At 70.4% G+C, this 24,840-nt stretch carries 9 protein-coding genes; 4 read left to right on the forward strand and 5 right to left on the reverse strand.

Annotated elements, in window-relative coordinates; genetic code table 11:
- Positions 1 to 373: 373 nt before the first annotated feature.
- The 4 genes from WME98_RS39940 to WME98_RS39955 form a co-directional block, all read right to left on the reverse strand.
- Entirely contained in the window at positions 374 to 2,437 is a 2,064-nt protein-coding gene (locus WME98_RS39940; RefSeq protein WP_437946922.1) for an ATP-binding protein, read from the reverse strand.
- Positions 2,434 to 8,586 carry an AAA family ATPase gene (locus WME98_RS39945; RefSeq protein ID WP_437946923.1) on the reverse strand — a complete coding sequence of 2,051 codons (6,153 nt, stop codon included), beginning with the start codon at positions 8,584 to 8,586 and terminating at the stop codon, positions 2,434 to 2,436. The genes WME98_RS39940 and WME98_RS39945 overlap by 4 nt, the downstream gene beginning before the upstream one ends.
- Before the next feature lie 518 nt (positions 8,587 to 9,104).
- On the reverse strand, positions 9,105 to 10,463 hold the full coding sequence (locus tag WME98_RS39950) for an RNA polymerase sigma factor RpoD/SigA (protein WP_437946924.1): 1,359 nt from the start codon (positions 10,461 to 10,463) through the stop codon (positions 9,105 to 9,107).
- A gap of 319 nt (positions 10,464 to 10,782) precedes the next feature.
- Complete coding sequence (locus tag WME98_RS39955; RefSeq protein ID WP_437946925.1) at positions 10,783 to 12,426, reverse strand: ribonuclease J; 1,644 nt, start codon at positions 12,424 to 12,426, stop codon at positions 10,783 to 10,785.
- A gap of 181 nt (positions 12,427 to 12,607) precedes the next feature.
- Here WME98_RS39955 and WME98_RS39960 point away from each other — a divergent pair, with 181 nt between their 5' ends.
- Both WME98_RS39960 and WME98_RS39965 read left to right on the forward strand, forming a co-directional pair.
- Positions 12,608 to 13,150, forward strand: a complete 543-nt coding sequence (locus tag WME98_RS39960; RefSeq protein ID WP_437946926.1) for an SPW repeat domain-containing protein — start codon at positions 12,608 to 12,610, stop codon at positions 13,148 to 13,150.
- A 278-nt stretch (positions 13,151 to 13,428) separates the two neighbouring features.
- On the forward strand, positions 13,429 to 18,423 hold the full coding sequence (locus WME98_RS39965; RefSeq protein WP_437946927.1) for an AAA family ATPase: 4,995 nt from the start codon (positions 13,429 to 13,431) through the stop codon (positions 18,421 to 18,423).
- 86 nt (positions 18,424 to 18,509) lie between these two features.
- Here the strand turns inward: WME98_RS39965 and WME98_RS39970 are convergent, their stop codons facing one another.
- Complete coding sequence (locus tag WME98_RS39970) at positions 18,510 to 21,305, reverse strand: beta-propeller fold lactonase family protein (protein WP_437946928.1); 2,796 nt, start codon at positions 21,303 to 21,305, stop codon at positions 18,510 to 18,512.
- A 623-nt stretch (positions 21,306 to 21,928) separates the two neighbouring features.
- On the opposite strand from WME98_RS39970, the gene WME98_RS39975 reads away from it, so the two are divergent.
- Positions 21,929 to 22,306, forward strand: a complete 378-nt coding sequence (locus WME98_RS39975; RefSeq protein ID WP_061626502.1) for an STAS domain-containing protein — start codon at positions 21,929 to 21,931, stop codon at positions 22,304 to 22,306.
- The gene (locus WME98_RS39980) at positions 22,303 to 24,786 is read left to right on the forward strand and encodes a SpoIIE family protein phosphatase (RefSeq protein WP_437946929.1); all 2,484 of its coding nucleotides are present in this window, start codon (positions 22,303 to 22,305) and stop codon (positions 24,784 to 24,786) included. The genes WME98_RS39975 and WME98_RS39980 overlap by 4 nt, the downstream gene beginning before the upstream one ends.
- Positions 24,787 to 24,840 lie beyond the last annotated feature (54 nt).

A 24,840-nucleotide genomic window follows, 5' to 3' on the forward strand; every position in this document is an offset into this window, starting at 1 on the left:
CGCGCCGATGTCGCGACTCGTAGGAACGACCGAGGCCGATCCTCGAGGGGACGCGCCGGGCCACCTGCTCCGGTATGACGCGGGGGTGTGCGTGCCCACCAGCTCTAGAAAACGAGTGAGGCGAGGCACATGGGATGTGCGGTGTGAATCTCCTGATTGTGGGGTTGCTGCTGAGGATGTGTCCCCGAGGCGGCGACGTGGTGCGCGCGAGGCGCACAGAGGGCCAGCGCCGGAGGACGGAGAGGTGGTGAATTGGACCGTGTTGCGCTGCCGGCCCTAAGCCGCGAGCGACGTGTCGAGCGCCTGCCTGCGCGACAGCGTCCGGAGCTTGCTCAGGGCGCCATGTTGGGGTGACCGGCTCCGGCTGCCTTGGCTAGGCGTACTGGCACCCCGCGCCCTCGGTCGACAGCGGCAGCTCGACGTAGAAGGTCGAGCCCTGGCCGACCTCGCTCGACAGGCGAATTTGACCGCCGTGCGCCTCGACGATGGTGCGCGTGATATACAGGCCGAGCCCGAGCCCCCCATAATTGCGAGACGAGACACCGCGGCGAAATCGCTCGAAGAGCTGCGTCCGCACCTCGGCCGGGATCCCGAGCCCGTGGTCCGTCACCGAGAGCCGTGCGACCCCACCTTCCGCGGTGATGGTGATCTCGATCGGCGCGCGTTCCCCGAATTTCATCGCATTGGTCAAGAGGTTGGTTACGACCTGTTCCAGGCGGTACCGGTCCCACCAACCGACGACCGGCTGCTCAGCGCGCACAGCGAGCGTGCTGCCCGACTGCGCGAGCTGGTCGCCGAGGTGGGTGACGACCTCGGCGACCAGCTCGCGCAGATCGACGGGCGCCCGGTTCAGCTCGAGCCTCTCCGCCTCGATCCGGGAGACGTCGAGGAGCATGTCGACGAGGTTGGCGAGGCGTTTGATCTGGCGGCCGGAGAGGGCGACCGCGGATCGCACGCGCTCGACGTCCATGCCTCGCGAGAGCTTTTGCCCCAGCGATTGAATAGAGAGCTGCAGGGTGGTGACCGGGGTGCGGAGCTCGTGCGAGGCGATGAGGAGGAACTCGTCCCGCAGGCGGATGGCCTCCTCCGCCGCCGCGCGCGCGCGGCGCTCGTCTAGGAGCAGCCGATCGCGTTGCTGTTCGGCTTGCACGCGCGCGGTGATGTCGCGGAAGCTCCAGACCCGCCCGGCCACGCGCCCTCCGAGGCGCTGGGGCTGAGTATAACACTCGAAGACCCGTTCGTTCCGAAGCGGGAACGTATTGAAGTCGCTCGCCTCGGGATCGGCATAGAGGTCACGGACGCTTTGCAGGAATAGCTCGGGCTCGCGGAGCTGGCCGCCGACGAACGCGAGGAGCACATCGGCGGATCCGCCGGCGAGGACATCGGTGGGAATGCGCCACATCTGCGCGAGCCTGTGGTTATGGCGCACGACGCGCCTCGCGCCGTCGACGACCAGGATGCCGTCCTCCGTCGATTCGAGCGTAGCCTCGAGGAGCGAGTAGGAATGGCGCAGCACGTCTTCGGCGTGCTTGCGGGAGGTGATGTCGGTCGCGATACCGCAAATACCGTCAGGTGTTCCGGCGGGGCCGCGGAGCGGGAACCTGAGGGAAATGTACGTGCGTACGCCGTCGCTCTGGGGGGCCGGCTCGTCGAGCTCCATGGCCCGATTCTGCTGCAGGACGAGCAGATCGTTGGCGCGATACTCATCGGCCTGCTCGCGTGGGAAGACGTCGTGGTCGGTTTTGCCGATGACCTGCTCGCGGCGCATGTGGAAGAGCTCTTCGAACCCGCGGTTGACGAGCATGTAGCGACCCTCGATGTCCTTGGCGGAGATTACGGCGGCCGTGTTGTCGACGATGGCCTGGAGCAGATGTTGGCTTTCGCGGAGAGCGGCGTTCGAGCTGGCCAGCTCGGCCGTGCGTTCTCGCACCCGCTGTTCCAACTCTTGATGAGCACGCTGCAGCGCCGCCTCTTTTTGCTGGCGTATCGCCATCTCGCGCTGCAACTGCGCGTTCTTCGCTTCGAGCTCCTTTTGCGCCTCGCGCAGGCTCACGTGCGTCTTGACCCGCGCTATCACCTCTCCAATCTCGAATGGTTTGGTGATGTAATCGACGCCCCCCGCCTCGAACCCCACGAGCTTGTCAGCCGCATCGGTAAGACAGGTCATGAAGATCACCGGGATGTCTCGGGTGCTTTCAGTCGCTTTCAGGCGCCGGCACGTCTCGAAACCGTCGATGACCGGCATCACCACGTCCAGCAGGATCAGGTCGGGTTGCATGAGGCGGGCCCGCTCCAAAGCCTCCTCGCTGTCCTCAGCGATGAGCACCTGATGATCCATGCATTCCAGATGATCCACCAGCACGGTGAGATTGGCTGGCACGTCATCCACGATCAGGATGGTGTAGGTGCGAGCACCGGACGCCGTGGCTCTGCTCATGGTCGCTGGTCGCCTCCGATGCGCCGCGGCTCCGGCGCCAGCCTCGCCTTCGGCTCCATCCCCTGCAGGTGCTCCTCGACCAGGCTGCGGATCGCCTTGCACTGGCAGCCCTGCGCCAGGCGATGCAGGCGGTCGGCCAAGGGGCGGTAGCGTTCGTCGAGGGTGGTGAGGTAGGCCGCCCGCTCTCGGATGTCGCGCATGCTGCCCTTCAGAGCCAGGACATGCAGGACTTCCATTTCCTCTCGGGACGGCGTCAGGAGCTCCGCGTCCTCCCGGTCCCCGGGACGCTCCTCGGCCGGTGCGCGATAGACCCAGGTGAGCCCGAGCTGGGCGCCGATGATCCGCAACAGGCTCTCATGGTCGATCGGCTTGGCGAGGAAGGCGTCGGCGCCGGCTGCAACGCTCTCAGTCTGGTCTTCGTCGTTGGTGCTCGCCGAGACCACGATGAACGGCAGCCGCGCGAGCCCCCGAGCCTGGCGATTGCGACGAATGCACTGCATGGCTTCCAGGCCGCCCATCCCCGGCATGACCAGATCCATCACCACCAGATCCGGCGACGCCGCCATCTCCTGCTCGACCGCCTCCTGGCCAGTGGCCGCCTCGCACGCCTCGAAGCCCAGGCCGCTCAGCAGGTCCAAGAGCACCGCCCGATTGCCCACCACATCGTCAATAACCAGCACCTTCCGGCGCGGCCCCTCGTAGCCGATGGGGGCCCGCGCGGAGGGCCGGAGGGGTGCTGCGAGCTCGGCCACCGGTAAGGTCGCATGGAACCAGAACCGGCTGCCTTCATTGGGCCGGCTTTCCACGTGGATCTCGCTGCCCATGAGGTGCACCAGCTGGTGGCTTATCATCAGCCCGAGGCCGGTGCCCGCGCGGCGGCGCACATCCCCCACCCGCCCGAAAGGCTGGAAGAGCTTGGCCAGCTGCTCCGGCGTCATTCCGACGCCGGTATCTTCCACCTCGAAGCGCAGGCGCGGCCCGGTCCCGTCCTGGGAAAGGGCCTGCACCCCGAAGCGCACCCGCCCCCGATCGGTGAATTTCACCGCATTGCCCAGGAGGTTGAGCAGCACCTGGCGCAGGCGCTTCTCGTCGGCCAGCACCGCCTGGGGCAGGTGGGGCGTGACCTCGTAGACGAAGTGAAGGCTCTTCTGCTCCGCCCTGACGCGGATGATGTCGGCGACGACCGTCAGGAAGGTCGAGAGAGGGATCGGTTCGGGGTAGAGCTCGAGCTTGCCCGCCTCGATCTTGGCCAGGTCCAAGAGGTCGTTGATGAGGGTCAAGAGGTGCTGGCCGCTCTGCTGGATGGTATTCAGCCCCGTCACCTCGCGGCCTTCGAGCCCCGGGGAGCGCTTGAGGATCTGGGCGTAGCCGAGGATGGCGTTGAGCGGTGTGCGCAGCTCGTGGCTCATGTTCCTCAGGAACTCGGTCTTCGCACGGCTCTCGGCTTCGGCCGTCTTGCGGGCTTGGCGCTCTGCCTCGGCCTGCTTGCGCTCGGTGATGTCGGTGGAAATGCCGCAAACGGCATAAGGCTGCCCCGCCGCGTTGCACAGGGGGTACTTGAGAGAGATGTAGGTGTGCAGCCCATCGTCCTGGGGGACCTCGTCCTCGGCTTGCAGCGCCGCTCCGGTGGCCACCACCTCGTGGTCGACGGCGCGGAAGGCATCGGCCCGCTCGCTGGGAAATACATCGTAGTCGGTTCGGCCGACGATCGCTTGCTCACTGACGTGGAACAGCTCGGCGTAGCGCCGGTTGATCATCAGGTAGCGACCCTCGAGGTCCTTGAGGTAGATGACCGCTGTCGAGTTGTCGACGATCGACTGCAGCAGCTCTTTGCTGTCCCGCACGGCCTGCTTCTCCTGCAGCAGGTCGGCGTAAAGCGTGGCATTGGCGATGGAGATGGCGGCCTGGGACGAAAGCAGCTCCAGCACCGAAAGCCGGTCCGGGGTGAAGGCGCCGGCGACGAGGTCGTTTTCCAGGTAGAGCAGCCCCACGAGCTCCGCTTGCCGCAGGATGGGCAGGCAGAGGGCGGATTTGGGGTACCGATAGAGGTCGTCGCTGGCGACGATGGGATTCCGCGCCGTCCCGTCGTCCAGGATCACCTTCTCCCGGCTGCGCCGAACGTAGTTGAGCAGGGACGCCGGCAGGTCCGAGAGGGAGGCTTCGGGCTCGTGGGGAATCCGCACCTCGATCTGGGGCCCCTCCGCCCTCGCCTCGGCAGCCAAGTGCAGGGTTTCGCCGCGGGCGAGGAGCAGGCAGCCCCGCTGCGCGCCGGCGTTCTTGACCAGGATGCGCATGAGCGCGTCGAGCAGGCGGTCGAGGACGATCTCGCCCGAGATGGCCTGGGAGGCGTTGAGCACCGAGCCGAGGTCGAGCGCGGCGCCGGCGGGCGCGGCGGCGTCCGGGCCCGTCGCGCCGCGGAGGATCTCGCTGGGGACGAGGTCGGGGTACGCGCGCTCGAGGCGCCGCATCGCCTCGGTCGCGCCCCATCGGCCGTAGGCCCTGTGCGCCTCGGTCAGGTAGGTGCGGGCGATGGTGGTCTTGCCGAGCGCGCGGAAGGAAAGGCCCGCGAGCTCGTTGGCGAGCGCCTCGTCGTGGAGGTAGCCGCCGCGGTGCGCGAGGGCGATCGCCTCGTCGTAGCGCTCCCACGCCGCGCGCGCGTCGCCGCGGATGCGCTCGAACTCGGCGCCGAGCAGGGCGCTGCGGTGCGCCAGGTTCTCCGGGCAGAACTTCGCCCAGCGCGAGAGTTTTTCAGCAAAGAGCTCCGCGCGGGCGAGGAAGAGCGCGCGCTCGTCCGGGGAGACCACGTCCGCCGCCCGCGTGAGCGCGACCCCGGCGTAGAAATGGCACGCGGGGATGCCGAGCCAGCCCGCCACGCTCTGGATCTCGACGTCCATCGAGAGCGCGATGCGCGCCGCTTCCTCGAACGCGCCCTGGAAGACGCCGAGGAACACGATGTACGTCTGGGCGGAGGGAGGCGAGACCACGTTGCCCATCCGGCGGGCCTTCTCGATCACCTCGTCGATGTCGATCCACGCGCCCTTGAGCTTGGCCGGGTGCGCGGTCTCGACCGAGAGCTGGTGCGCGATCTGTACGACCGCATCGACCATCCAGGAGATGGCGTTGCCCCTGTCGAGTTTGCATATCGGCTGGTAGCTCTGCGCCTCGGCGAGGAGGTCGGAGAGCGGGAGGCCGCGCAGGAGGCTGTTCATCACGGCGTTGACCGCGGTGTAGAACGCCCAGATGTACTGGCCCGTCTCGAGCCCGGTGTGCATCCCCGCGAGCAGCGACTTCTGGCAGGCGGGGTAACCCTCCATCCAGTGCTGCACGTAGGAGCCCCACATGTTGCGGAGTATCGCTTCGGACTTCTTGTCCGGGTAGCGCTCCGAAAGGTCGATGGCGGCGCGGCCGAAGCGGTAGCCGAGCTCGATGTCGCCGCGGCCGCAGAGGAACGTTGCGAAGTTGATGCAGCCGAAGATCGCGTGCTTCGATAGCCCGTGGCGGAGCGTGTTCTCGACGAGCTTCGCGACCGTGATGCCGCGGTTGTTGGGGCTCAAGAACCCGCAGGGGAGGAAGAGCGCCTCGAGCACATCCTGCATGGCGCGGATCTCCGGGTCCGCGAGCGGCGGCAGGTCTGGCAGCGCTTCGAGCGTCTTTTCCTGGACGAGATCCACCGTCGCCCGGATCTGGGCGTCGACCATGGCTTCGTCGGGGAACAGGGGCAGGTCGAGCCCGAACGGGCGCAGGGCCGCGAGTCCCTCCGCGAGCGCAGCGGGCAGATCATTCTTGAGCACCTGCACGTTCATCTTGAGCCGCAACACCTCGGTGCGATCGAGCCGGCTCGCGGCCCGCTCCAGGCAGTCGGAGAGGACCGCGAGGGCATCGTCGTGCTGGCCCGAGAGCGAGAGCATGAGGCCCGTCTTCATCCCGTACTCGAGGCGAAGCGGGTACTGCGACGTCCAGGCGTCCTCCGGAAGGCGCAGGAGGCCGAGCTTCAGGTAGCGCAGGGCCGCGCCGAAGGCGGACGAGTCCTCGGCGCGGCAGGCGGCCTCGTGGCTCATGCGGGCGAGGGAAAGGCGCTCCGCGGGGTCCGACACGAGGTCGCCTGCGCTGTTCAGGTGGCTGACGACGTCGAAGAGGTTCTGGCTCTCAGAGAGATCCAGCTTGACCGCGAGCAGCCGGCCGATCCGGAGGTGGAAGGCGGGCCGATCCACTTCCGGGATCAGCGCGTACGCGGCCTCCTGGACCTTGTCATGGGCGAAGCGGTAGCCCTCGCGCCCGGCGAGCACGAGCCCCTCGCCGACGGCGGGATCGAGGCGGCCGTACACCTCTTCCGGCGAGCATTCGTTCACCGTGGCGAGCATGTCGAGGTCGAACCGGTTGCCGATCGCCGCGGCGAGCTTGAGCGCCTCCACCGTCGAAGGGGGCAGGCGCGCGATGGTGCGCACCATGAGGTCGACGACATTGTCCGTGTACGTCAGCGCGTCGATCCTGGCGAGGTCCCAGCGCCAGCCTGACCCGGCTGCGAACGTGAGCACGCCGTGGTCGTGCAGCGACCGGACGAACTCCTTGACGAAGAACGGGTTGCCGCCCGTCTTTTTCAGCACCGCGTCGGCGAGCGGCCCGCAGTCGTCGCGCCTGAGGCTGTCCGAGAGCATCTCGAGCACGTGCGGGCGCGCGAGCGGGGCGAGGACGATGTCGCGCACGACGAGCCCAGCGCGCTTGAGCTCCTCGATGGCCCGGACGAACGGGTGCCCGGGCGACACCTCGTTGTCGCGGTAGGCGCCGCAGAAGAAGAGCGCCTCGAGCGAGTCGTCGGCGAGGAGCGCGCGGAGCAGCCCGAGGCTCGCGGGGTCGATCCACTGGAGATCGTCAAGGAATAGGACGAGCGGGTGCGCACCGCGCGCGAACACCGAGACGAACAGCAAGAAGCAGCGGTTCAGGCGGTTCTGCGCCTCGAGCGGGCCGAGCGCCGGCACGGGCGGCTGCGCGCCGACCACATGGCAGAGCGAGGGGATGACGTCGCAGACGACCTGCGCGTTCGGCCCGAGCGCCTCGAGGATCGCGCTCCGCCAGCGCTCGATGCGCGCCTCGCTCTCGGTGAGGAGCTGCCGCACCAGGCCGTCGGACGCCTGGATCACCGCGCTGTAGGGCGCGTCGCGGTTGTACTGGTCGTACTTGCCGCTCGTGAAATAGCCCTTCTGCCGCGCGAGCGGCTTCAAGATCTCGTGCACGAGCGAGGACTTGCCGATGCCGGAGTAGCCGGAGACGAGGACGCTCTGGCGGCTGCCGTCGAGCGCGCGCTCGAACGCGGCGGTGAGCGCCTCGATGTCCTGCTCGCGGCCGTAGAGCTTCTGGTGGATCCGAAACAGGTCCTGGCGATCGTGCTGGCCCGCGACGAAGGGCTCGATCGTCCCCGTGCCGCGCAGGGCTTCGCGACAGCGTTCGAGGTCGGCGAGCAGGCCCTCGGCGCTCTGGTAACGGTCCTCGGCGTTCTTCGCGAGCAGCTTGAGCACGACACCGGAGATGGCCTCGGGGATCGCCGGGTCGACGCGGGACGGCGGCGCGGGAGCGAGGGCGAGGTGCGCGTGGATGAGCTCCACCGGATCCAGGGCCTCGAAGGGGCGCTGACCCGTGAGCATCTGGTAAAGGATGACGCCGAGCGCGTAGAGGTCCGTCCGGTAGTCGACGCCGCGGTTCATACGGCCTGTCTGCTCCGGGGAGACGTAGGGCAGCACGTCGGCGATCACCACCGGCGCGTAGAGCCGCTCGTGCGCGCGGGTGATCTCGGCGTCGACGCCGAAGCTCGTGATCTTGACCGCGCCGCACGCGTCGGCGAGCACGTTGTGCGGGCGCAGCTCGCGGTGGATGAGCCCCGCCGCGTGCACCGCGGCGAGGCCTTCGGCGAGCGCGGCCGCGAGATCGAGCGCCTCGCAGATCGGCAGTCTGCGCGACGGGCGCGCGGCGAGGATCCGCGCGAGATCGCGGCCCGGGAAGTCCTCGAGAACGACAATCAGAGAGCCGGCGAGCTCCTCGACGCCACGCAGCGCGACGAGGCGGGGTGAGGCGAGCTGCGCGATGCGCTCGCACTGGTGCTTGAAGCGCGCGACCTCGGCGCGAGTCGCTCTTTCCGCGCGCAGGACTTTCAGCAAGACCGGGACGTCCTCGCCCTCGCGGCATGCGCGGATTAGCCTGAACTCGGCGGTTTCCTCGATCTTCTCGCGAAACGTATAGCCTGTCCCAACGAGCATCGACACCCCCGCTCGCTCGCCATGGCAATGCGGCTTACGCGACTAAGTATATGCGCGAGGGGAGACTTGGCACAGGGATCGGGCCGCACCACCGGGGCTTGGCGTTGCCCACGCCCCCCGCCCGCTCGCGCGCCGCGACAGGAGTTTTCACCGAGCTCAAGCCCTCACTGGGTTCCCTGGTGAACTGTTCAATAAGTTTTTTACCGTAATCACGAGGGATGCCGCTCAACCCAGCGGTGCATCCGATGTCGTCAAGAGCGCGCGGGCGTGCGGATAAAGCACGTGATTCCAGGCGAGCAGAGAGGATGTCCTTCATGAGCGTCCTTCGGGTGAGCGAGCGCTAACATCACCCGCAGGAGAGCTCCTGTTCAATGGTCGTGCAGCGGAGCACCACCGCGGCACGCCACTCGACCCGATCGTCAACCCCCGAGCGGCGTGTCGAGCGCCTGCCGGCGCGACAGCGTCCGCAGCTTGCTCAGGGCGTTCTCCTCGATCTGCCGCACCCGCTCCCGGCTCACCGAGAACATGCCGCCGATCTCGGCGAGCGTGTGCGTCTGCTCGCCGTCGAGGCCGAACCGGAGCCGCAGCACCTCGCGCTCGCGCGGGGTCAGCGACTGGAGCAGCGAGCGCACCTGCGTGTGCAGCCGCCGGTGGACCAGGAGCTCGTCCGGCGCCGCGTCGTCGCTCGCGAAGAGGTCGCCCGCGCGCGCGCCGTCGTCGTCCCCGGCCGGAGCATCCAGGTACACGAGCGGCATCGCCAGCTCGCGCAGCGTCTGGATCTTCTCCATCGGCAGCCCGCTCCGCTCGGCCACCTCCTCCGGCGCCGCCTCGCGCGCGTGCTCCTGCTCGAGCTCCTTGCGCGCTTGCAGCGCCCGACGCCGGGTCTCGGCGAAGTGGACCGGCACCTTGATGACCTGGCCCTGGTAGATCAGCGCGCGCGAGAGCGCCTGCTTGATCCACCAGGTGGCGTACGTGCTGAACCGGTACCCGCGCCGGTAGTCGAACTTCTCCGCCGCGCGCATCAGCCCGAGGTTGCCCTCCTGGATCAGATCGAGCAGCGGCACGCCGCGGTGCTTCAGCTGCCGCGCGGCCGACGCCACCAGGCGCAGGTTCGCGCGGACGATCTCGGCCCGCGCTCCCGCCGCCGCGCGGCGGGCGTCGCGCATCGCCGAGAGCGTCCCCTCGATCGCCGCTAGCTCGGGCCCGCCGGCCGCGGCCGCGGCCTCGCGCAGCGCGCGTTCGATCCGCTCCTCCACCGCGGGGCCCAGGCGCGCGTCGGTGAGCCCGGCCGAGAGCTCGGCCCGGGCTCCGCGTGACGCGGCCTCGCCGGCCTCGCCGGCCTCGGACGCGGACCGCGCGAGCCCGAGAAGCCGCGCGAGCCGCGCCGACGCCGCGTCGCGCACCTCCTCGTCCGCGTCCGCGTTCAGCAGCACCTCGCCCGCGGCGACCCGCCCCGCCCGGAGGTCGTCCGCGAGCGCCGCGAGCTCGCGCAGCGCGACGGGCGACGCCACCCAGGCCTCGATCCCCGCGCGCTCCGCCGACTCGATCCGCCGGCCGAGCTCCACCTCGAGATCCCGGCTGAGCGGCGCGTTGCGCGAGATCTCCTGGAGGTAGATCTCGGTCACGTCCTCGCCCGGCGGCGCGGCTCGCTCGCCCGAAGGCGCGTTCCACGAAGACGGCAGGGCCGCGCCGAGCCCGACGTCGAGCTGCACCTCGTCGCGAGCGTCCCTCTCTTCCCTCATCGTCGTTCCGGTCTCGCCCGCCAGGAGCGAGCTCATGGGCTTCTCCTTCATCTCGATCGCTCCACCATGGGGCCGTGCCGCGGTGGTCCACCCGGCTGCGCACCGGAGCGCGAAGCCCTGGAGGCAATCCCCAGGAGGAACCACGAGCCGCCGTCGGCCGTGCCACGGCAGAGCAAAGGGGCTCCGCCGGTCCCTGCACCGTAATCACTCGTTGCGCTCAGGAAAGGGCCCAGCGTGAGGAGGCGGGAAATGGGCGCATCAGCGCGGGGCGCGGCGCCCGAGGCCCCCGGGCCGCCGCGGGCGCGCGGTCGCCGCCGCGCGCCGCGCGCGGCGGCGACCGCGCGCCCGCGGCGCCTCACAGGAGCACGGCCAGAGGGAGCACGGCGGGGCGGCGCGACGCTTCGCGCCGGAACACCCGCCGCACGCCGCGGCTGAGCGCGTCCTCCAGCGCCGGCGCCAGCGTGCGCGCCGCCGGCGACAGCGCCGCGAGCGCATCGCGCGCGCTCTCGAGCGCGGCCGCGAACAGCGGGCCGCCCTCCTCGAAGTGCGCCACCCCGCGCCCCAGGAGCTCGGGGCCGCGCAGGACCTCGCCCGTCTTGCGGTCGGCCACGACCAGCACCATCACGAGGCCCTGATCCGAGATCTGCTCGCGCTCGCGCAGCACCAGCTCGGAGACGTCGAGCCCGCCGCGCGCGTCGAGCCACACGCGCCCGCTCTTCACCGCGTCCCCGAGCCGCATCCGGCCGTCCTCGATGACCAGCGACTCGCCGTCCTCGACCACGAAGACCCCCGAAGCCGGCACGCCCATCCGGAGCGCCGTGCGCGCGTGGGCGAGCAGCATCCGGTACTCGCCGTGGATCGGGACGAAGTGCTCCGGCCGGACCGCGTCGAGGAGCACCTTCTGCTCCTCCGCCTGGGCGTGGCCGCTCGCGTGGATCGGATCGAGGCCGCGATCGAGCACCACGGCGCCGCGCCTCGCCAGGCGGTTGGCGAGCTGGCTGACGGCGATCTCGTTGCCGGGGATGGCGCGGGACGAGAAGATCACCGTGTCGCCCAGGTCGACCCGCAGCCGGTGGTGATCGCCGACGGCCATGCGCGCGAGCGCGCTGTTCGGCTCGCCCTGCGCGCCCGAGGCGAGCACGACGAGGCGCTCGCGCGGGAGCGTGGCCGCCGTGGCGTCGTCGACGAGCACGCCGGGGGGGACGGTGAGGATGCCGATCTCCTCGGCGATCCGCGTGTTGGTCGCGAGGCTGCGCCCGGCGAGCACGACCTTGCGGCCGAGCTGGGCGGCGAGGTCGAGGACGCTCTGGACCCGGTGGACATTGGAGGCGAACAGCGCGACAAGGATGCGGCCCTTCGCCTCGCGAAACGGCCGGAGGAACCCCTCGGCCACCGCCGTCTCGCTCACCGACCAGCCGTCGCGCTCGGAGTTGGTGGAGTCGGACAGGAGGGCCGCCACGCCGGCGCGGCCGTACTCGGCGAAGCGGCCGAGATCGAGCCGCTCGCCGCCCACGGGGGTGAGATCGATCTTGTAATCGCCGGTGTGGATGAGGATGCCCTCGCCCGTCTCGATCGCGAAGCCGACCGCGTCGGGGATGGAGTGGGTCACGCGCAGGGGCTCGGCGCGGAACGGGCCCGCCGTGAAGTGCTGCTGGGGCTCGACCTCGCGGAGCGGCACGTCGATGCCGTGCTCGACGAGGCGCTCGCGCACGAGCCGGAGCGTGAAGCGCGTCCCGTACACGGGGACCGGGAACTCGCGCAGCAGCGACGGCAGCCCGCCGATGTGATCCTCGTGGCCGTGCGTCACGATCACCGCGTCGACCCCGCCCGCCTCGCGCACGTAGCTGAGGTCGGGGATCGCCACCTCGACGCCGAGCACCTGGTCGTTGGGGAACATGACGCCGCAGTCGACGAGCACGCGGCGGCCATCCTCCTCGATCAGCATCGCATTCATCCCGACCTCGCCGAGGCCGCCGAGAGGAATGATCCGGACTCCCATGGGCGCGCAGCCTAGCATCGCCCATCCCCGGAGAGCCGGCTCGTCCGCTGAGCCGGCTCGCCCGCTGAGCCGGCTCGCCCGCTGAGCCGGCTCGCCCGCTGAGCCGGCTCGCCCGCTGAATAGGTGTGTGCGCTTGTGCTCCGGTCTGCGGATTGCCTCTCCCGCGTCACGGGAGGTATCCATGGCACAATCCAACGTTTCTCTGGGCGCGGACGACCTGCCGGCGACCCGCCTGCCGCCGGACGACCGGCCCACCGCAGAGCTCGAACGACCGGGCCTCTTCGCGCGGGAGACGCAGCGGAGGGCGACGATCCCCTCGAGGCCGCTCCTCGGCGTCCTGCCCCTCGCGCGCGTCGTCCCCCAGGACGTCCACTCCGTCATCGATTACTCGAATGGCGTCATCGTCGCCCTCGCCGGCCTGTCGGCGCGCAAGCCGTCGGCGAGGATCGCCGGCGTGATCCTCGGCGCATCGGTCGTGTCCGTCTCCCTGCTCACCGACTATCGCCTGAGCCTGGCGAAGCTGATTCCCATCGAGGTGCACGAGGCCATCGACCACGCGTGGGGCGCGTCGGCGATCGCGGCGCCGTTCGTGCTCGGCTACGCGAAGCGCTCGCCGCTCGCCGCGCTCATCCACGCCGCGACGGGCGCGGCCACCATCCTCGGATCGCTGCTCACCGACTACCGCGCGGTGAGGGGCGTCGGCCGCCGGGCGCGCATCGCCTAGCCGCGCGCGCGGCTAGGCGATGCGCGCGGCTAGGCGATGCGCGCGGCTAGGCGATGCGCGCGGCTAGGCGATGCGCGCCCGGCCGGCGACGAGCCTCCCGAGGTGCGCACTCGCCCCGCGCCGAAACCCCCGTTCTCCGGCTCACCCACGCTCCGTGAACTGCGGTATCGCGCCGATCGGACTCGCGATCACCGCACCACAGCGCACATCGCCCGCCCTGCCGAAGCGAGCTTAAGCGCTTGCCACGGGCGTTCGGCCCATGCAACCATCGACAAACCATGCGCAAGACCAGGATCGAAGATCTGCCCTTCACACTGGTTGAGCAGATGTACGACACCGCGGATACCGTCATCTACCGCGCGAAGCGCGACGCCGATGGTACTCCGGTGACGATCAAGGTGCTGAAGGGTGAGCACCCCGGCCAGCGGCATGTCGCGCAGCTCCGGCACGAGCTCGAGATCTCGCGTCACCTCAACATCGATAGCGTCGTTCGCGCCCATCGGCTGGAGAGCATCCCGGGCGGGGCGGCGCTCGTGATGGAGTACTTCCCGGGGGCGCCGCTCGACAAGCTCGCCCGCTCGGCGCCGCTCGACCTCAAGGCCAAGCTGCGTATCGCCTCGTCGCTGGCCGGCACGCTGGCGGCGGTGCACGGAAAGCACGTCATCCACAAGGACGTCAAGCCGCAGAACATCCTGGTCAACCCGGAGACGTGGCAGGTCAAGCTGACGGACCTCGGCAGCTCGACGCGGCTCTCGGAGGAGACGCTGGCCGCGGAGCGCCCGGACCTGCTCGAGGGGACGCTGGCCTACATGTCGCCGGAGCAGACCGGCCGAATGAACCGCGTCATCGATTACCGGACTGACCTCTACTCGCTGGGAGTGACGCTGTACGAGCTTTTCGCCGGGGTGCTCCCCTTTCAGGCGGCCGATCCGGTCGACCTCATGCACAGCCACATCGCGCGGGTCGCGACGCCGCTGTGCGAGCGCTCGCCGGAGATCCCGAGGGCCGTGTCCGACATCGTGCAAAAGCTGATGTCCAAGGTCGCCGAGGAGCGGTACCAGAGCGGGACCGGGCTCAAGGCCGATCTGGACGCGTGCCTCTCGGCGCTCGAGGCGACCGGCCGTATCGAGCCGTTCGAGCTCGGGTCGCGCGATGTCTCGAGCGAGCTCAGGCTGCCGCAGAAGCTCTACGGGCGCGACGCGCAGATGGCGGAGCTGCTCGCGGCCTTCGAGCGGGCGCGCGGGGGCCGGTGCGAGCTGCTGCTCATCGCGGGCGGCGCCGGGATCGGGAAATCGGCGCTCGTGAACGAGCTCCAGAAGGAGGTCGCGCAGCGGCGCGGGCACTTCATCGAGGGGAAGTTCGATCAGCTGAGCCGGAACATGCCGCACGCGCCCGTGGCGGGCGCGCTGCGCCAGCGCGTCCGGCAGCTCCTGACCGAGCCGGCCGAGTCGCTCGAGCAATGGAAGGACAAGCTCCTCGCGGCCGCGGGGAAGAACGCGCAGATCCTCGTGGAGCTCATCCCGGAGCTCGAGCTCGTCATCGGGCCGCAGCCCGCGGTGGCCGAGCTCGGGCCCAACGAGGCGCAGAACCGCTTCAACCTGGTGTTCCAGGACTTCTTGCGCGTCATCACGTCGGCGGAGCACCCGGTCGTGCTCTTCCTCGACGACCTCCAGTGGGCCGACTCGGCCTCGCTGAAGCTCTTGCACGTCGTCCTGACCGATCCGGGCGGGGCCTACCTGCTGATCATCGGCGCCTACCGCGACCAGGAGGCGATCGCGGGACAGCCGCTCATGACCTGGCTCGGCGAGCTCAAGGCGGCGGGCGTCCCGCGGCGCGAGCTCCTGCTCCCGCCGCTCTCGCTCGCGGACGTGCAAAGGCTCGTCGCGGACGCGCTGGGCGCGCGCCCGGAGCAGGTGCAGGCGCTCGCGGAGGTGCTGTATGCGACGAGCAAGGGCAATCCGTTCTTCCTGAGCCAGCTGCTCAAGGAGCTCTATGCGGCGGGGCTCGTGTCCTTCGACCCGGGCGCCGGGCGGTGGACGTGGGACCTCGAGCCGATCCGGCAGCGCTGGGGCGCCGTGAACGTGCACGATCTGCTCATCGACAAGATGCAGCGCCTCTCGCCGGGGACGCAGCTCGTGCTCCAGCTCGCCGCGTGCATCGGTCACCAGTTCGATCTGAAGACGCTGGCGACCGTGCGCGAGCTGCCGCCGGCCGATGTCGCGGCCGATCTCTGGGAGGCGCTGCGCGAGGGGCTCGTGCTGCCGCTCGACTCCGATTACCGGCTGCTGCACGCGCCGGGCGGCGCGCCGGCGGAGCTGCCGCTCTCGGTGCGGTACCGGTTCCTGCACGACCGGGGGCAGCAGGCGGCCTACAGCCTGATCGAGGACGCGCGCAAGCAGGAGGTGCACCTCCGGATCGGCCGCCTCACGCGGGCGCAGCTGAGCGGGGAGTCGCGCGACGAGGATCTGTTCAAGGTCGTGAGCCACTGCAACCTCGGCGCGGCGCTGATCGACGACCGGGCGGAGCAGCTCGAGCTCGCGCGGCTCAACCTCACCGTGGGCAAGCGCGCCAAGGCGTCCATGGCGCACGCGGCGGCGTCCGAGCACTTCAGGACGGGGCTGTCGCTGCTCGGGCCGCGGGGGTGGGAGGAGGACTACGCGCTCTGCTTCGCGCTGCACCGGGAGCGGGCGGAGTCCGAGTGGCTGAGCGGCAACGAGAAGCACGCGGAGGCCTCGATCCGCGAGCTCCTCGGGCACGCGCGCTCGCGCCTCGAGCGCGCGGAGGTCTATAACCTCCGGATCCTCGTGCACACGATGCGCGGGGAGTTCGAGGACGTGCTGCGGGTCGGCCGCGAGGGCGTGGCGCTCTTCGGGATCGAGCTGCCGGAGCCGCTCGAGGCGATCCAGGCGGCGTTCGGGGCCGCGCTCGCGGAGGTGCCGGTCCACCTGGCCGGCCGCCGCGTCGAGGAGCTCGCGGACGCGCCGTGGGGCGGCGACGAGGAGCAGCTGGCCGCGCTGCGGCTCCTGGCGGCGATGATCCCGGGGGCGTACACGCTGAGCCCGGCGCTGCTCGCGCTCATCGCGGCGACCCAGGTCAACCTCTCGCTGAGGTACGGCAACTCGCCCGCGGCGGCGTGCGCGTACGGCCTCTACTGCCTGCTGCTCGCGGGGGGGATGGGGCGGCCGGAGGAGGCGCGGCAGTTCCAGGGCGTTTCGCTGGCGCTCTGCGAGCGGCCCGCGGGGGTGGAGCTCCAGTGCAAGGCGTACGTCGTGTGCGGCGCGCCGTCCCACCTCTTCGAGCCGGTCCGCGCCTCGGTCGCGTGCCTCGCCAGGGCGTACGAGGCCGGGCTGAGCTCGGGCGACTTCAGCTTCGGGGCGTACGCCTGCCTGAACATCGTGACGATCCTGCTCTGCTCGGGCCACGAGCTCGGCGCGCTCCGCGAGGATCTGACCGGGTATTTGCGCTTCCTGCAGCGGACGCAGGATCCGCTCGGCACGCCGGTGCTCGTCGTCGCGCAGCAGATGATCGCCTGCCTGGAGGGCAGGACGAACGGGCGGAGGAGCCTGAGCGACGGCGCGTTCGACGAGGGCGCGTTCCTCGCGGGGCTCGCGCCCGCGCAGGAGCTGCCGCGGTGCTGGTACTTCGTGAACATGCTCGTGCTCGCGGTGCTGTACGGCGACGCCGAGGGTGCGCTCCTGATGGCGGCGCGCGCCGAGAAGCACAGCGGGAGCGCGATGGGCCTGTTCCTCGCGAACGACATCCCCTTCTACGTGAGCCTCGCGCTGCTCGCGCTGTGCGCGACGGCGACGGCGGAGGAGCGGGAGCGGCACCTCGCGGCCGTCGCGGAGCACCGGGCGAAGATCGCGGGCTGGGCGCGGCACGCGCCGGAGAACTACGCGCACAAGGAGCGGCTGATCGGGGCGGAGGTGGCGCGCGTCCTCGGCGACGACGCGGAGGCGGCGGAGCTCTACGATCAGGCGATCCAGGGCGCGCGGCAGGGCCAGTTCACGCACCAGGAGGCGCTCGCGCACGAGCTGTGCGCGCGGTTCTACCTGCAGCGGGGCCGGGAGCGGATCGCGCGATGGCACATGGCCGACGCGTACCGGGCGTACCTCCGGTGGGGGGCGATCGCGAAGGCGGAGCACCTCGCGAAGGAGCACGAGCAGCTGCTCGACCTCTCGTCCCTCGGCGAGGCGCAGCCGGCCCGGGTCGTCGGCACGACGGTGACGCGCCGGGGGAGCACCGAGTCGTTCGACGTCGCGACGGTCGTGAAGGCCATGCAGGCGGTCGCGGGCGAGAACGTGCTCGATCGGCTGCTCGACCGGCTGATGCGGAGCGTGGTGGCGAACGCGGGGGCGCAGCGGGGCGCGCTGATCCTGGAGCGCGACGGGAAGCTCGCGATCGTGGCGTCGATGCGCGTCGATCCCGACGTGGTGGAGACGGGGCTGTCGATCCCGGCGCTCGACGGCAGGGAGGTCGCGGCGAGCGTCGTCCAGCTCGTCGCGAGGACGCGGGAGCCGGTCGTGGTGAACGACGCGCGCCACGACAGCCGCTTCGCGGCGGATCCGTACGTCGCGGAGCGGAGGCCGCGCTCGATCCTGTGCCTGTCGATGACGCACCAGGGGCGCTCGGCGGGGCTCCTGTACCTGGAGAACAACGTGGTGCAGCGGGCGTTCACGCCCGGCAGGGTCGAGGTCTGCGGGCTCCTCGCCTCGCAGGCGGCCATCGCGCTGGAGAACGCGCTGCTCATCGCGAGCATCCGCGCGGGCACCGAGGCGCTGCAGCGCTCGAACGAGCAGCTGCAGCGGGAGCTCGAGCTGCGCGCCGCGTCCGAGGCGGAGCGGGCGCTCTTGCAGCAGGAGATGATGCGCCGGCAGACGCCGATCATCCCCATCACGGACGACGTGCTGGTCATGCCGATCGTCGGGGCGATGGATGGGGAGCGCGCGCAGCAGGTGCTCGAGACGGCGCTGACCGGGTTCCACTCGAGGCAGGCCAAGGTGGTGATCCTGGACATCACCGGCGTGGCGCAGGTCGACGCCACGGTGGCGGACGCGCTGATCAAGACGGCCAAGGCGCTGCAGCTCCTCGGGGCGAAGACGGTGCTGTCCGGGGTGCGGCCCGAGGTGGCGCGCGCGCTCATCGAGCAGAACGTCTTCCTGGGGTCGATCGTGACGATGGGGACGCTGCAGAGCAGCATCGCGTATGCGCTGGGCCCGAACGGGCTGTCCGGCTCGCCCGGGCGTCGGCCGGGGGCGTCGCGGCAGGCGTGATCGCGCGGCGCCGCTGCGCGCGCTCCGCCTAGGCGGTGCGTGCGGCGCCGCCGCGCGCGCGGCGCGCGCAGCGGCGTCGGGGAGGGTCAGGGCGTGCTGTTCGGATCGGCGGGGTCGCTGCCGGCGTCGCGCTCGTCCCCGTCGAGGAAGCCGTCGCTGTCGCGATCGATGCCGGCGCGCGCGCCCGAGCCGGGCGGCATGCACGTGTACGTCAGATCATGGTGCGTCTGGGTGGACAGCAGGCGGAGCACCGTGTCGCTGATGGGCGGGAGGAGCTGCCGGTCGGTGAGGAAGTGGCCATTGCCGACGTAGAGGAACCCGACCTCGTGGAGGAATCCCTGGGTCTTCGCCACGAGATCGCACTCCCCGACGTCGGCGCGATCCATGAGCAGATCGATGCGCGGCCCGGCCACCGCGCTGTTGTTATGCTTGAGCGTCACCTGCTGGCCGACGATCGGCGCCATATTGCTCTCGATGGCGAGCACGTAGGCCTCGAGCTGCCGGCGCAGCACGTCGCCCGCGGGGGTGAAGGGGATGGCGTCGGGGTTGTTCGGGAACTGGTCGGAGAACCCGATCGCGGAGAAGAACCGGTACATCGTGTCGACGGTGCCGTTGTTCAGGATGCCGAACCCGCGGATCTGGTCCCCCATGTGCTGGTTGTCACGCGGCAGGAAGACGAAGGGGATATCCGCGAGGCCGAACGCGCCGACCTTGGTGTACACGTTGCGGAGCTGCGGTATCTTGAAGAGCTGCGTCTGGAAGTCGAAGACGGAGGCGCCGCTCGTCCCGAAGAAGCCGGGGAAGTCGTCGCCCGGGTTGGCGTCCGGGTCGACGACGTGGCAGCCGCCGCAGCTCGCGATCGAGTTGACAACGGGGCCGTTGTAGAAGTCCTTCCCTGCCTGCTGATCGGGCGTGAGCGAGTTGTCCAGGTTCCTGATCGGGTTCGGCGGGTAGGTGACCTGGAGCATGAAGTCGGTGAACGCCTCCATGTCCTCAGGCGGGAGGGGCCCGCTGCGCCCGAGCAGGTCGGCGAACGCCACCTGGAACTGCCGGAAGGCTTCCCGCTCGTCGAACGCCCCGTCGTCCGGCTGCGCGGACGGCTCGAGGTTGCCCCCGGTGCGGTCGCCGCGCCAGTGCATCGGCCCGTGGTTGGCGAGGCCGCGCAGGCTCTGCGTCATCATCGGCCCCTTCATCGGGTGGAAGATCGGGTCCGTGATCTCCTGGTTGAAGATGACGTCGTAGAGGCCGAACGGGAACGGGCCCGGGTCCGGCACGACGGGGGCGTCGGGGTTGCCGAGGTTCCAGGCCAGGTCGTCGAGATCGCCGAAGACGTGGCAGCTCGCGCAGGCCGAGTCGCCGTGGCTCGACGTGAGCGAGGCGTCATAGAGGAAGCGGCGGCCGTTCACGATGCTGGCCGGCTCGGGGTTGTGCATCGGGACGTGTCCCACCTCGGTCTTCGATGTGGTGTTGATGATCGAGATGGAGTTGTCGAAGCGGGTCAGCACGTAGAGGCGATTCCTGCTCTCGTCGAGCACGAGGCCGGTCGGCCCGCCGCCGCTCACCGGGATCTGGTTCGCGGTGCTCGGCACGAACGTGTCGTTCTCGAGCGCGGCGGTGCTGAAGACGCCGATCTTGCTCGACCCGAGCGCGGCGACGTACAGCGTCGCGCCGTTGCTGGTCACGGCCATCTCCTGCGGGAAGGCGAGGCTCTTCGCGTTCTCGGCGTTGGGGACCGGGGCGCAGCAGGTGCTGTAGTCGATGTGCTTGTTGAGGTGCCGCGGCGCGACGCTCCCCGGGCTGAGGACGGTGATCCGGCTCTCGTGCAGGTGGCCGCGCGTGGTCTCGCCGGCGAAGAGGCCGGGGCCCTCGAAGTTCTGCTGGCTGAAGGCCTCGGTGTTGGCGACGTAGACCTTCCCGTTCACCGGGTTGACGGCCATGTTGAAGAGGATCGTCCCGACCCCGGAGAAGAAGCCCTGCGCTCCGCTGATCCACGCCGGGGGGTTCGCCGTGGCGTCGATGACGAAGACGTCCTTGTCGGGCAGCGAGAACCTCATCTGGTCGTCCCAGAGCTTGCCCCGCTCGTCGTACCAGTGTCCGCCGTCGTATTTCACGATGACGGCGACCTCCGGCGCCGGCGCGCCCTCGAAGTTGGTGCTGGGCCCGGGCGCGCCGTTCGGCCCGAAGCCGTCGGGGACCAGCGCCTCGTTGACGGTGGCGGTGCGGTTGCCGGAGTGGAACGCCGCCGCGTACACGCGGGTGCCGTCCGGGGTCACGGCGAGGGCGCGCGGCGTGTCGCTGAAGAGGGTGATGATGTTGAGCGGATTACCCCCGAGCGACTGGCCGAGCTGGTTTGCGTCGAAGACCCACACGTCGGCGCGACCGACGCCAGGCGTCGTGAACTGAGGGTCGTAGGGGACGTTCTGGCCGCGGTGCGCCGTCGTGATGAAGGCGCGGTTTCGCCCCGGACCGGCGAACACGATGTCGCGCGGCTCGTCGCCGACGAGGAGCGTGCGCACGACGCGCCCGGTCTGCCCGCCGAGGCCCAGCTGGACGACGCTCACGCTGTCCGACAGGTGGTTGACGACCCAGACCTCGTTATTGCTGCGGACGGCCACGGCCACCGGCTCCAGGCCGACCGATATCGACGTGCGGTGCTCCAGGCCGCCGCTGCCGATGCGGAACACCTCGAGGCGGTTGTCCGGCGTGTTGACGGCGAAGAGCAGCTTCCCGTCGGGCGAGATGGCCAGCGGGCGGACCTGGCCGCTCTCGAACGCGGTGAACGACGGCGCGGCGAGCGCCGGGGCCCCGGAGAGCGATACTGCAGTCAGGGATGCGACGAGAGCGCCTAGCGTCGCCCACCGTGAACCGGGCAATCGAGTCATGGATGCCTCCGTGGTGTCGAGTGGCTCCCCAGCCACACAACGACAATCCAAGACTGTAAGACAAAATCGAATGATTGTTCAAGCATGCAAAGAAGCTCGGCGCGATTTTTTGCAAAGGGGCGATCTCTCGTTCTCTCGTCCTCGTCCTCGTCCTCGTCCTCGTCCTCTCGTCATCTCGTCCTCGCGCCCTATCGCCGATCTCGCGTCTCTGTCGCTGATGTAGGCGTCGATAGCGGCGGCGCGCCGGACGACGCGTCACCGTGGCTGGGCGCGCGTGCGACGCTGGAGGCGACGCGGCGTGAGCGCTCGTCTACCTGGGTTACGTGAGTCACGCGAGTCACCTGAGTCGCGCTCAGCGTCGGTGGACCGCGTCGCCGGTGCCGGTGGGGGCCGGCGGGGATCGGAGCATCGGCGGAGCGGGGGGCGGGCTCGGCTGTGATGGGGAGCACGAATGACGCGCGCGGGTCGCGCTCCGAACGGCTGTGCGCGCAGGAGGGGATTGGATCCAGCGCGAGGACGCTGTAGGATGGAGGGCTCGTATCGACCACCGGACCAGCTCTGGCTGTAGTACCGAGGGAGGCGATCTGGCGGGCACGGCGCGCCGGTCGAGGGATGGAGAAGCTATGAGGAGCTTGCGCGTGGACCCTCTCGTTACCGACGGCTTCGGGATCGAGCCGGCCCTGAGGGACGACACCCTCAGCGTCAAGCTCACCGGCAGGGGGGACATGGCGGCTGCCGCGCCGCTCAGCAGGTACGTCAAGGCCCTGGAGGGCGAGGTGGCGCGCCTGTCGGTGAGCACGCTCGAGCTCGACGTGCGCGGGCTGTGCTTCATGAGCTCGAGCTGCCTCAAGGCGTTCGTCAGCCTCATCTGCAGCCTCGTCGGCCACGGCATGAAATGCAGGATACGGTTCGTGACGGACCCGCAGCTCGCGTGGCAGCGCCGGAGCCTCAGGCCCCTGGATCGCATGTGCCCGGAGCTCGTCTCGATCGCCGACGCATGAGCCGAGGGCCCGAGGCCATGACGAGGAAGCGCCGGACGATCGCGTTTCTGATCGACAATGTCGTCGGCGACTACCAGTCGGAGCTGCGCGCGGGGGTCGAGCGCGCGGCCGAGGCGCACGACGTCAACCTGCTGACGGCGTTCGGCGACCTGTCGAGCGCCCTCCGGCCGGACGAGACGGACCGGAGCACCTTCTATCACCTCATCGGTCCGGACACGGCCGATGGCGTCATCGTCGCCTCGTCGACGCTCTCCCGCTACGGCGGCGTCGACGTCATGCGGGCGTTCTGCCGGTCCTTCGCGCCGCTGCCGGTGTGCAGCATCGGGACGGCGATCGATGGAGTCCCGAGCCTCATGGTCGACAACGCCCTCGGGAGCGAGATCTCGGTCGCGCACCTGGCCGACGAGCACGGGCGCCGGCGCATCGCGTATATCGGCGGGCCGCTGAGCAGCGAGGAGGCGCAGCTGCGCGCCGGCGGGTACCGGAGGGCGCTCGCGGCGCGGGCGCTCCCTTGCGACGAGCGCCTCGTGGCGGTCGGCGCGTTCACGATACCGACCGGGCGCGAGGCGATGCGCGAGATCCTGGCGCGCGGGGCCGAGTTCGACGCCGTGGTGGCCGCCAACGACAGGATGGCGCTCGCGGCGATCGAGGTGCTCAAGGCGGAGGGGCTCCGCATCCCCGAGGACGTCCTCGTGTGCGGCTTCGATGACGTCGGCATTGCCCGCTTCACGAAGCCGTCGCTCACCACCGTCCATCAGCCGATCAAGCGCCTCGGGGGGATGGCCGTGAGCACGATCCTCCGCCTGATCGGCGGCGAGGCCGTCCCGGCACTGGAGCTCGCGGAGGTCGAGCTCACGCAGCGCGAGTCCTGCGGCTGCGGCTACCGCCCAGGCGACACGGTCCTCCCGCCGTCGCCGCCGGCGCAGGGCTCTCCGCGCCCGGTCTCCGACCAGCGGGCCTCTCTGGAGAGCGCGCTCAGGAGGAGCGTGGCGATCCCGATCGGCGCCCTCGACGGCTGGGCGGGCGACCTGCTGACGGCGCTGGAGGACGAGCTCGCGGGCGACCGGGGCCGCTTCCTGCGCGCGCTCCAGGCGCTCCTCGACGAGGCGAGGCGCGAGGGCGTGCTCCTCGACCAGCTCCAGGCCGTGATCTCCCTCTTGCGCGAGCGGGTCCGGCCGGCGGCCGCGGCCGGCGACGCGGCGGCCCTGGAGCCGCTCTGGCACGCCGCGCGGATCCTCATCGGGAGCGAGTCCGTGCACGTCGAGGGCGAGCAGCGGCTCCGCGTGGAGCTCGCCGCGATCGAGGTCATCTACGGCGCTCGGGGGTTCGCCGCGTGCTTGAGCCTGCCGGTCCTCAAGGGCCTGCTGGCGTCAGAGCTGCCGCGGATGCAGCTCTCGCACGTGGCGGTGTCGCTCTACGACGACGCCCAGCGCGCCTCGCTGAGGCCGCTGTTCCTGATGGATCATGGCCGCGAGGTGGAGGCGCCGCCCGTGAGCTTCCCGGCGCGCCGCCTCGCGCCGCCGGGGTTCCTCGGCGGCGCGGAGCGCAGCAGCATGATCGTCCTCCCGGTCGCGTTCGGCGACGTGGAGACGTTCGGCGTCGCGGTGCTCGACAGCCGCGCCAGCGCCATGAGCTACGACGTGCTGCGGCTCCAGCTCGGCTCCGCGGTCAAGGCCGCGGCGCTGCACCGGGAGGTCGTGCGGGAGGTGGAGCTGCGCGAGCGCTTGGAGCAGGAGCGCGTGCGCCAGGAGAGCCAGGTCGCGGCGCGCATCCAGACCGCGCTGGTGCCGAAGCAGCTCTCGATCGAAGGGCTCGAGCTCTGCGCGGTGATGCAGCCGGCGGCCGAGGTCGGCGGCGACTACTACGATGTGCTCGCGACGCCCGGGGGCGGTTGGCTGGGGATCGGCGACGTGGCCGGGCACGGGCTCGCGGCGGGCCTCATCATGCTGATGATCCAGAGCATGGTATCGGCGCTGACGAGCAACGACCCGAGCGCGAGCCCGGCGAGGGTCGTCGTCGCGCTCAACAAGGCGATTTACAAGAACGTCCGCGGCCGCCTGGACCGCGACGAGCACGCGACGCTCCTCTTGCTCCGGTACGAGCGCAGCGGGCGCGTGACGTTCGCCGGCGCGCACGACGACATGATCGTGTGTTCGGCGCGCACCCGGCGCTGCACGTGCATCGCGAGCTCCGGGGTCTGGATCGGCGCGCTGCCCGAGATCGGGGCGATGACGCGGGACGCCGAGCTCTTCCTCGAGGACGGGGACGTGCTCGTGCTCTACAGCGACGGCGTGACCGAGGCGCGCAACGCGCAGCACGAGCAGTTCGGGCTGGAGCGGCTGTGCGCCATCATCGAGGCGGTCCAGGCCGCGCCCGTCGACGTGATCCGCGACCGGATCCTCGAGGCGGTCGAGGGCTGGTGCCCGAGCCCGGACGACGACATCACGGTCGTCGTGGCGAGGCATCGCGCGCCCGAGTAGCGCGCCCGAGGCCAGCGAGCGCTCATTCGAGCTCGGGACGGCGTGCGCGAGGAG

It is taken from the genome of Sorangium sp. So ce296 (assembly GCF_051529605.1).
Lineage (GTDB): Bacteria > Myxococcota_A > Polyangia > Polyangiales > Polyangiaceae > Sorangium > Sorangium cellulosum_D.

Bases quoted from the DNA above. Each gene is read 5' to 3' on its own strand.
- WME98_RS39960 (WP_437946926.1), top strand. From the start codon at position 12,608: ATGGCACAATCCAACGTTTCTCTGGGCGCGGACGACCTGCCGGCGACC.
- WME98_RS39975 (WP_061626502.1), top strand. From the start codon at position 21,929: ATGAGGAGCTTGCGCGTGGACCCTCTCGTTACCGACGGCTTCGGGATC.
- WME98_RS39970 (WP_437946928.1), bottom strand. From the start codon at position 21,305: ATGACTCGATTGCCCGGTTCACGGTGGGCGACGCTAGGCGCTCTCGTC.
- WME98_RS39965 (WP_437946927.1), top strand. From the start codon at position 13,429: ATGCGCAAGACCAGGATCGAAGATCTGCCCTTCACACTGGTTGAGCAG.
- WME98_RS39980 (WP_437946929.1), top strand. From the start codon at position 22,303: ATGAGCCGAGGGCCCGAGGCCATGACGAGGAAGCGCCGGACGATCGCG.
- WME98_RS39940 (WP_437946922.1), bottom strand. From the start codon at position 2,437: ATGAGCAGAGCCACGGCGTCCGGTGCTCGCACCTACACCATCCTGATC.
- WME98_RS39950 (WP_437946924.1), bottom strand. From the start codon at position 10,463: ATGAGCTCGCTCCTGGCGGGCGAGACCGGAACGACGATGAGGGAAGAG.
- WME98_RS39955 (WP_437946925.1), bottom strand. From the start codon at position 12,426: ATGGGAGTCCGGATCATTCCTCTCGGCGGCCTCGGCGAGGTCGGGATG.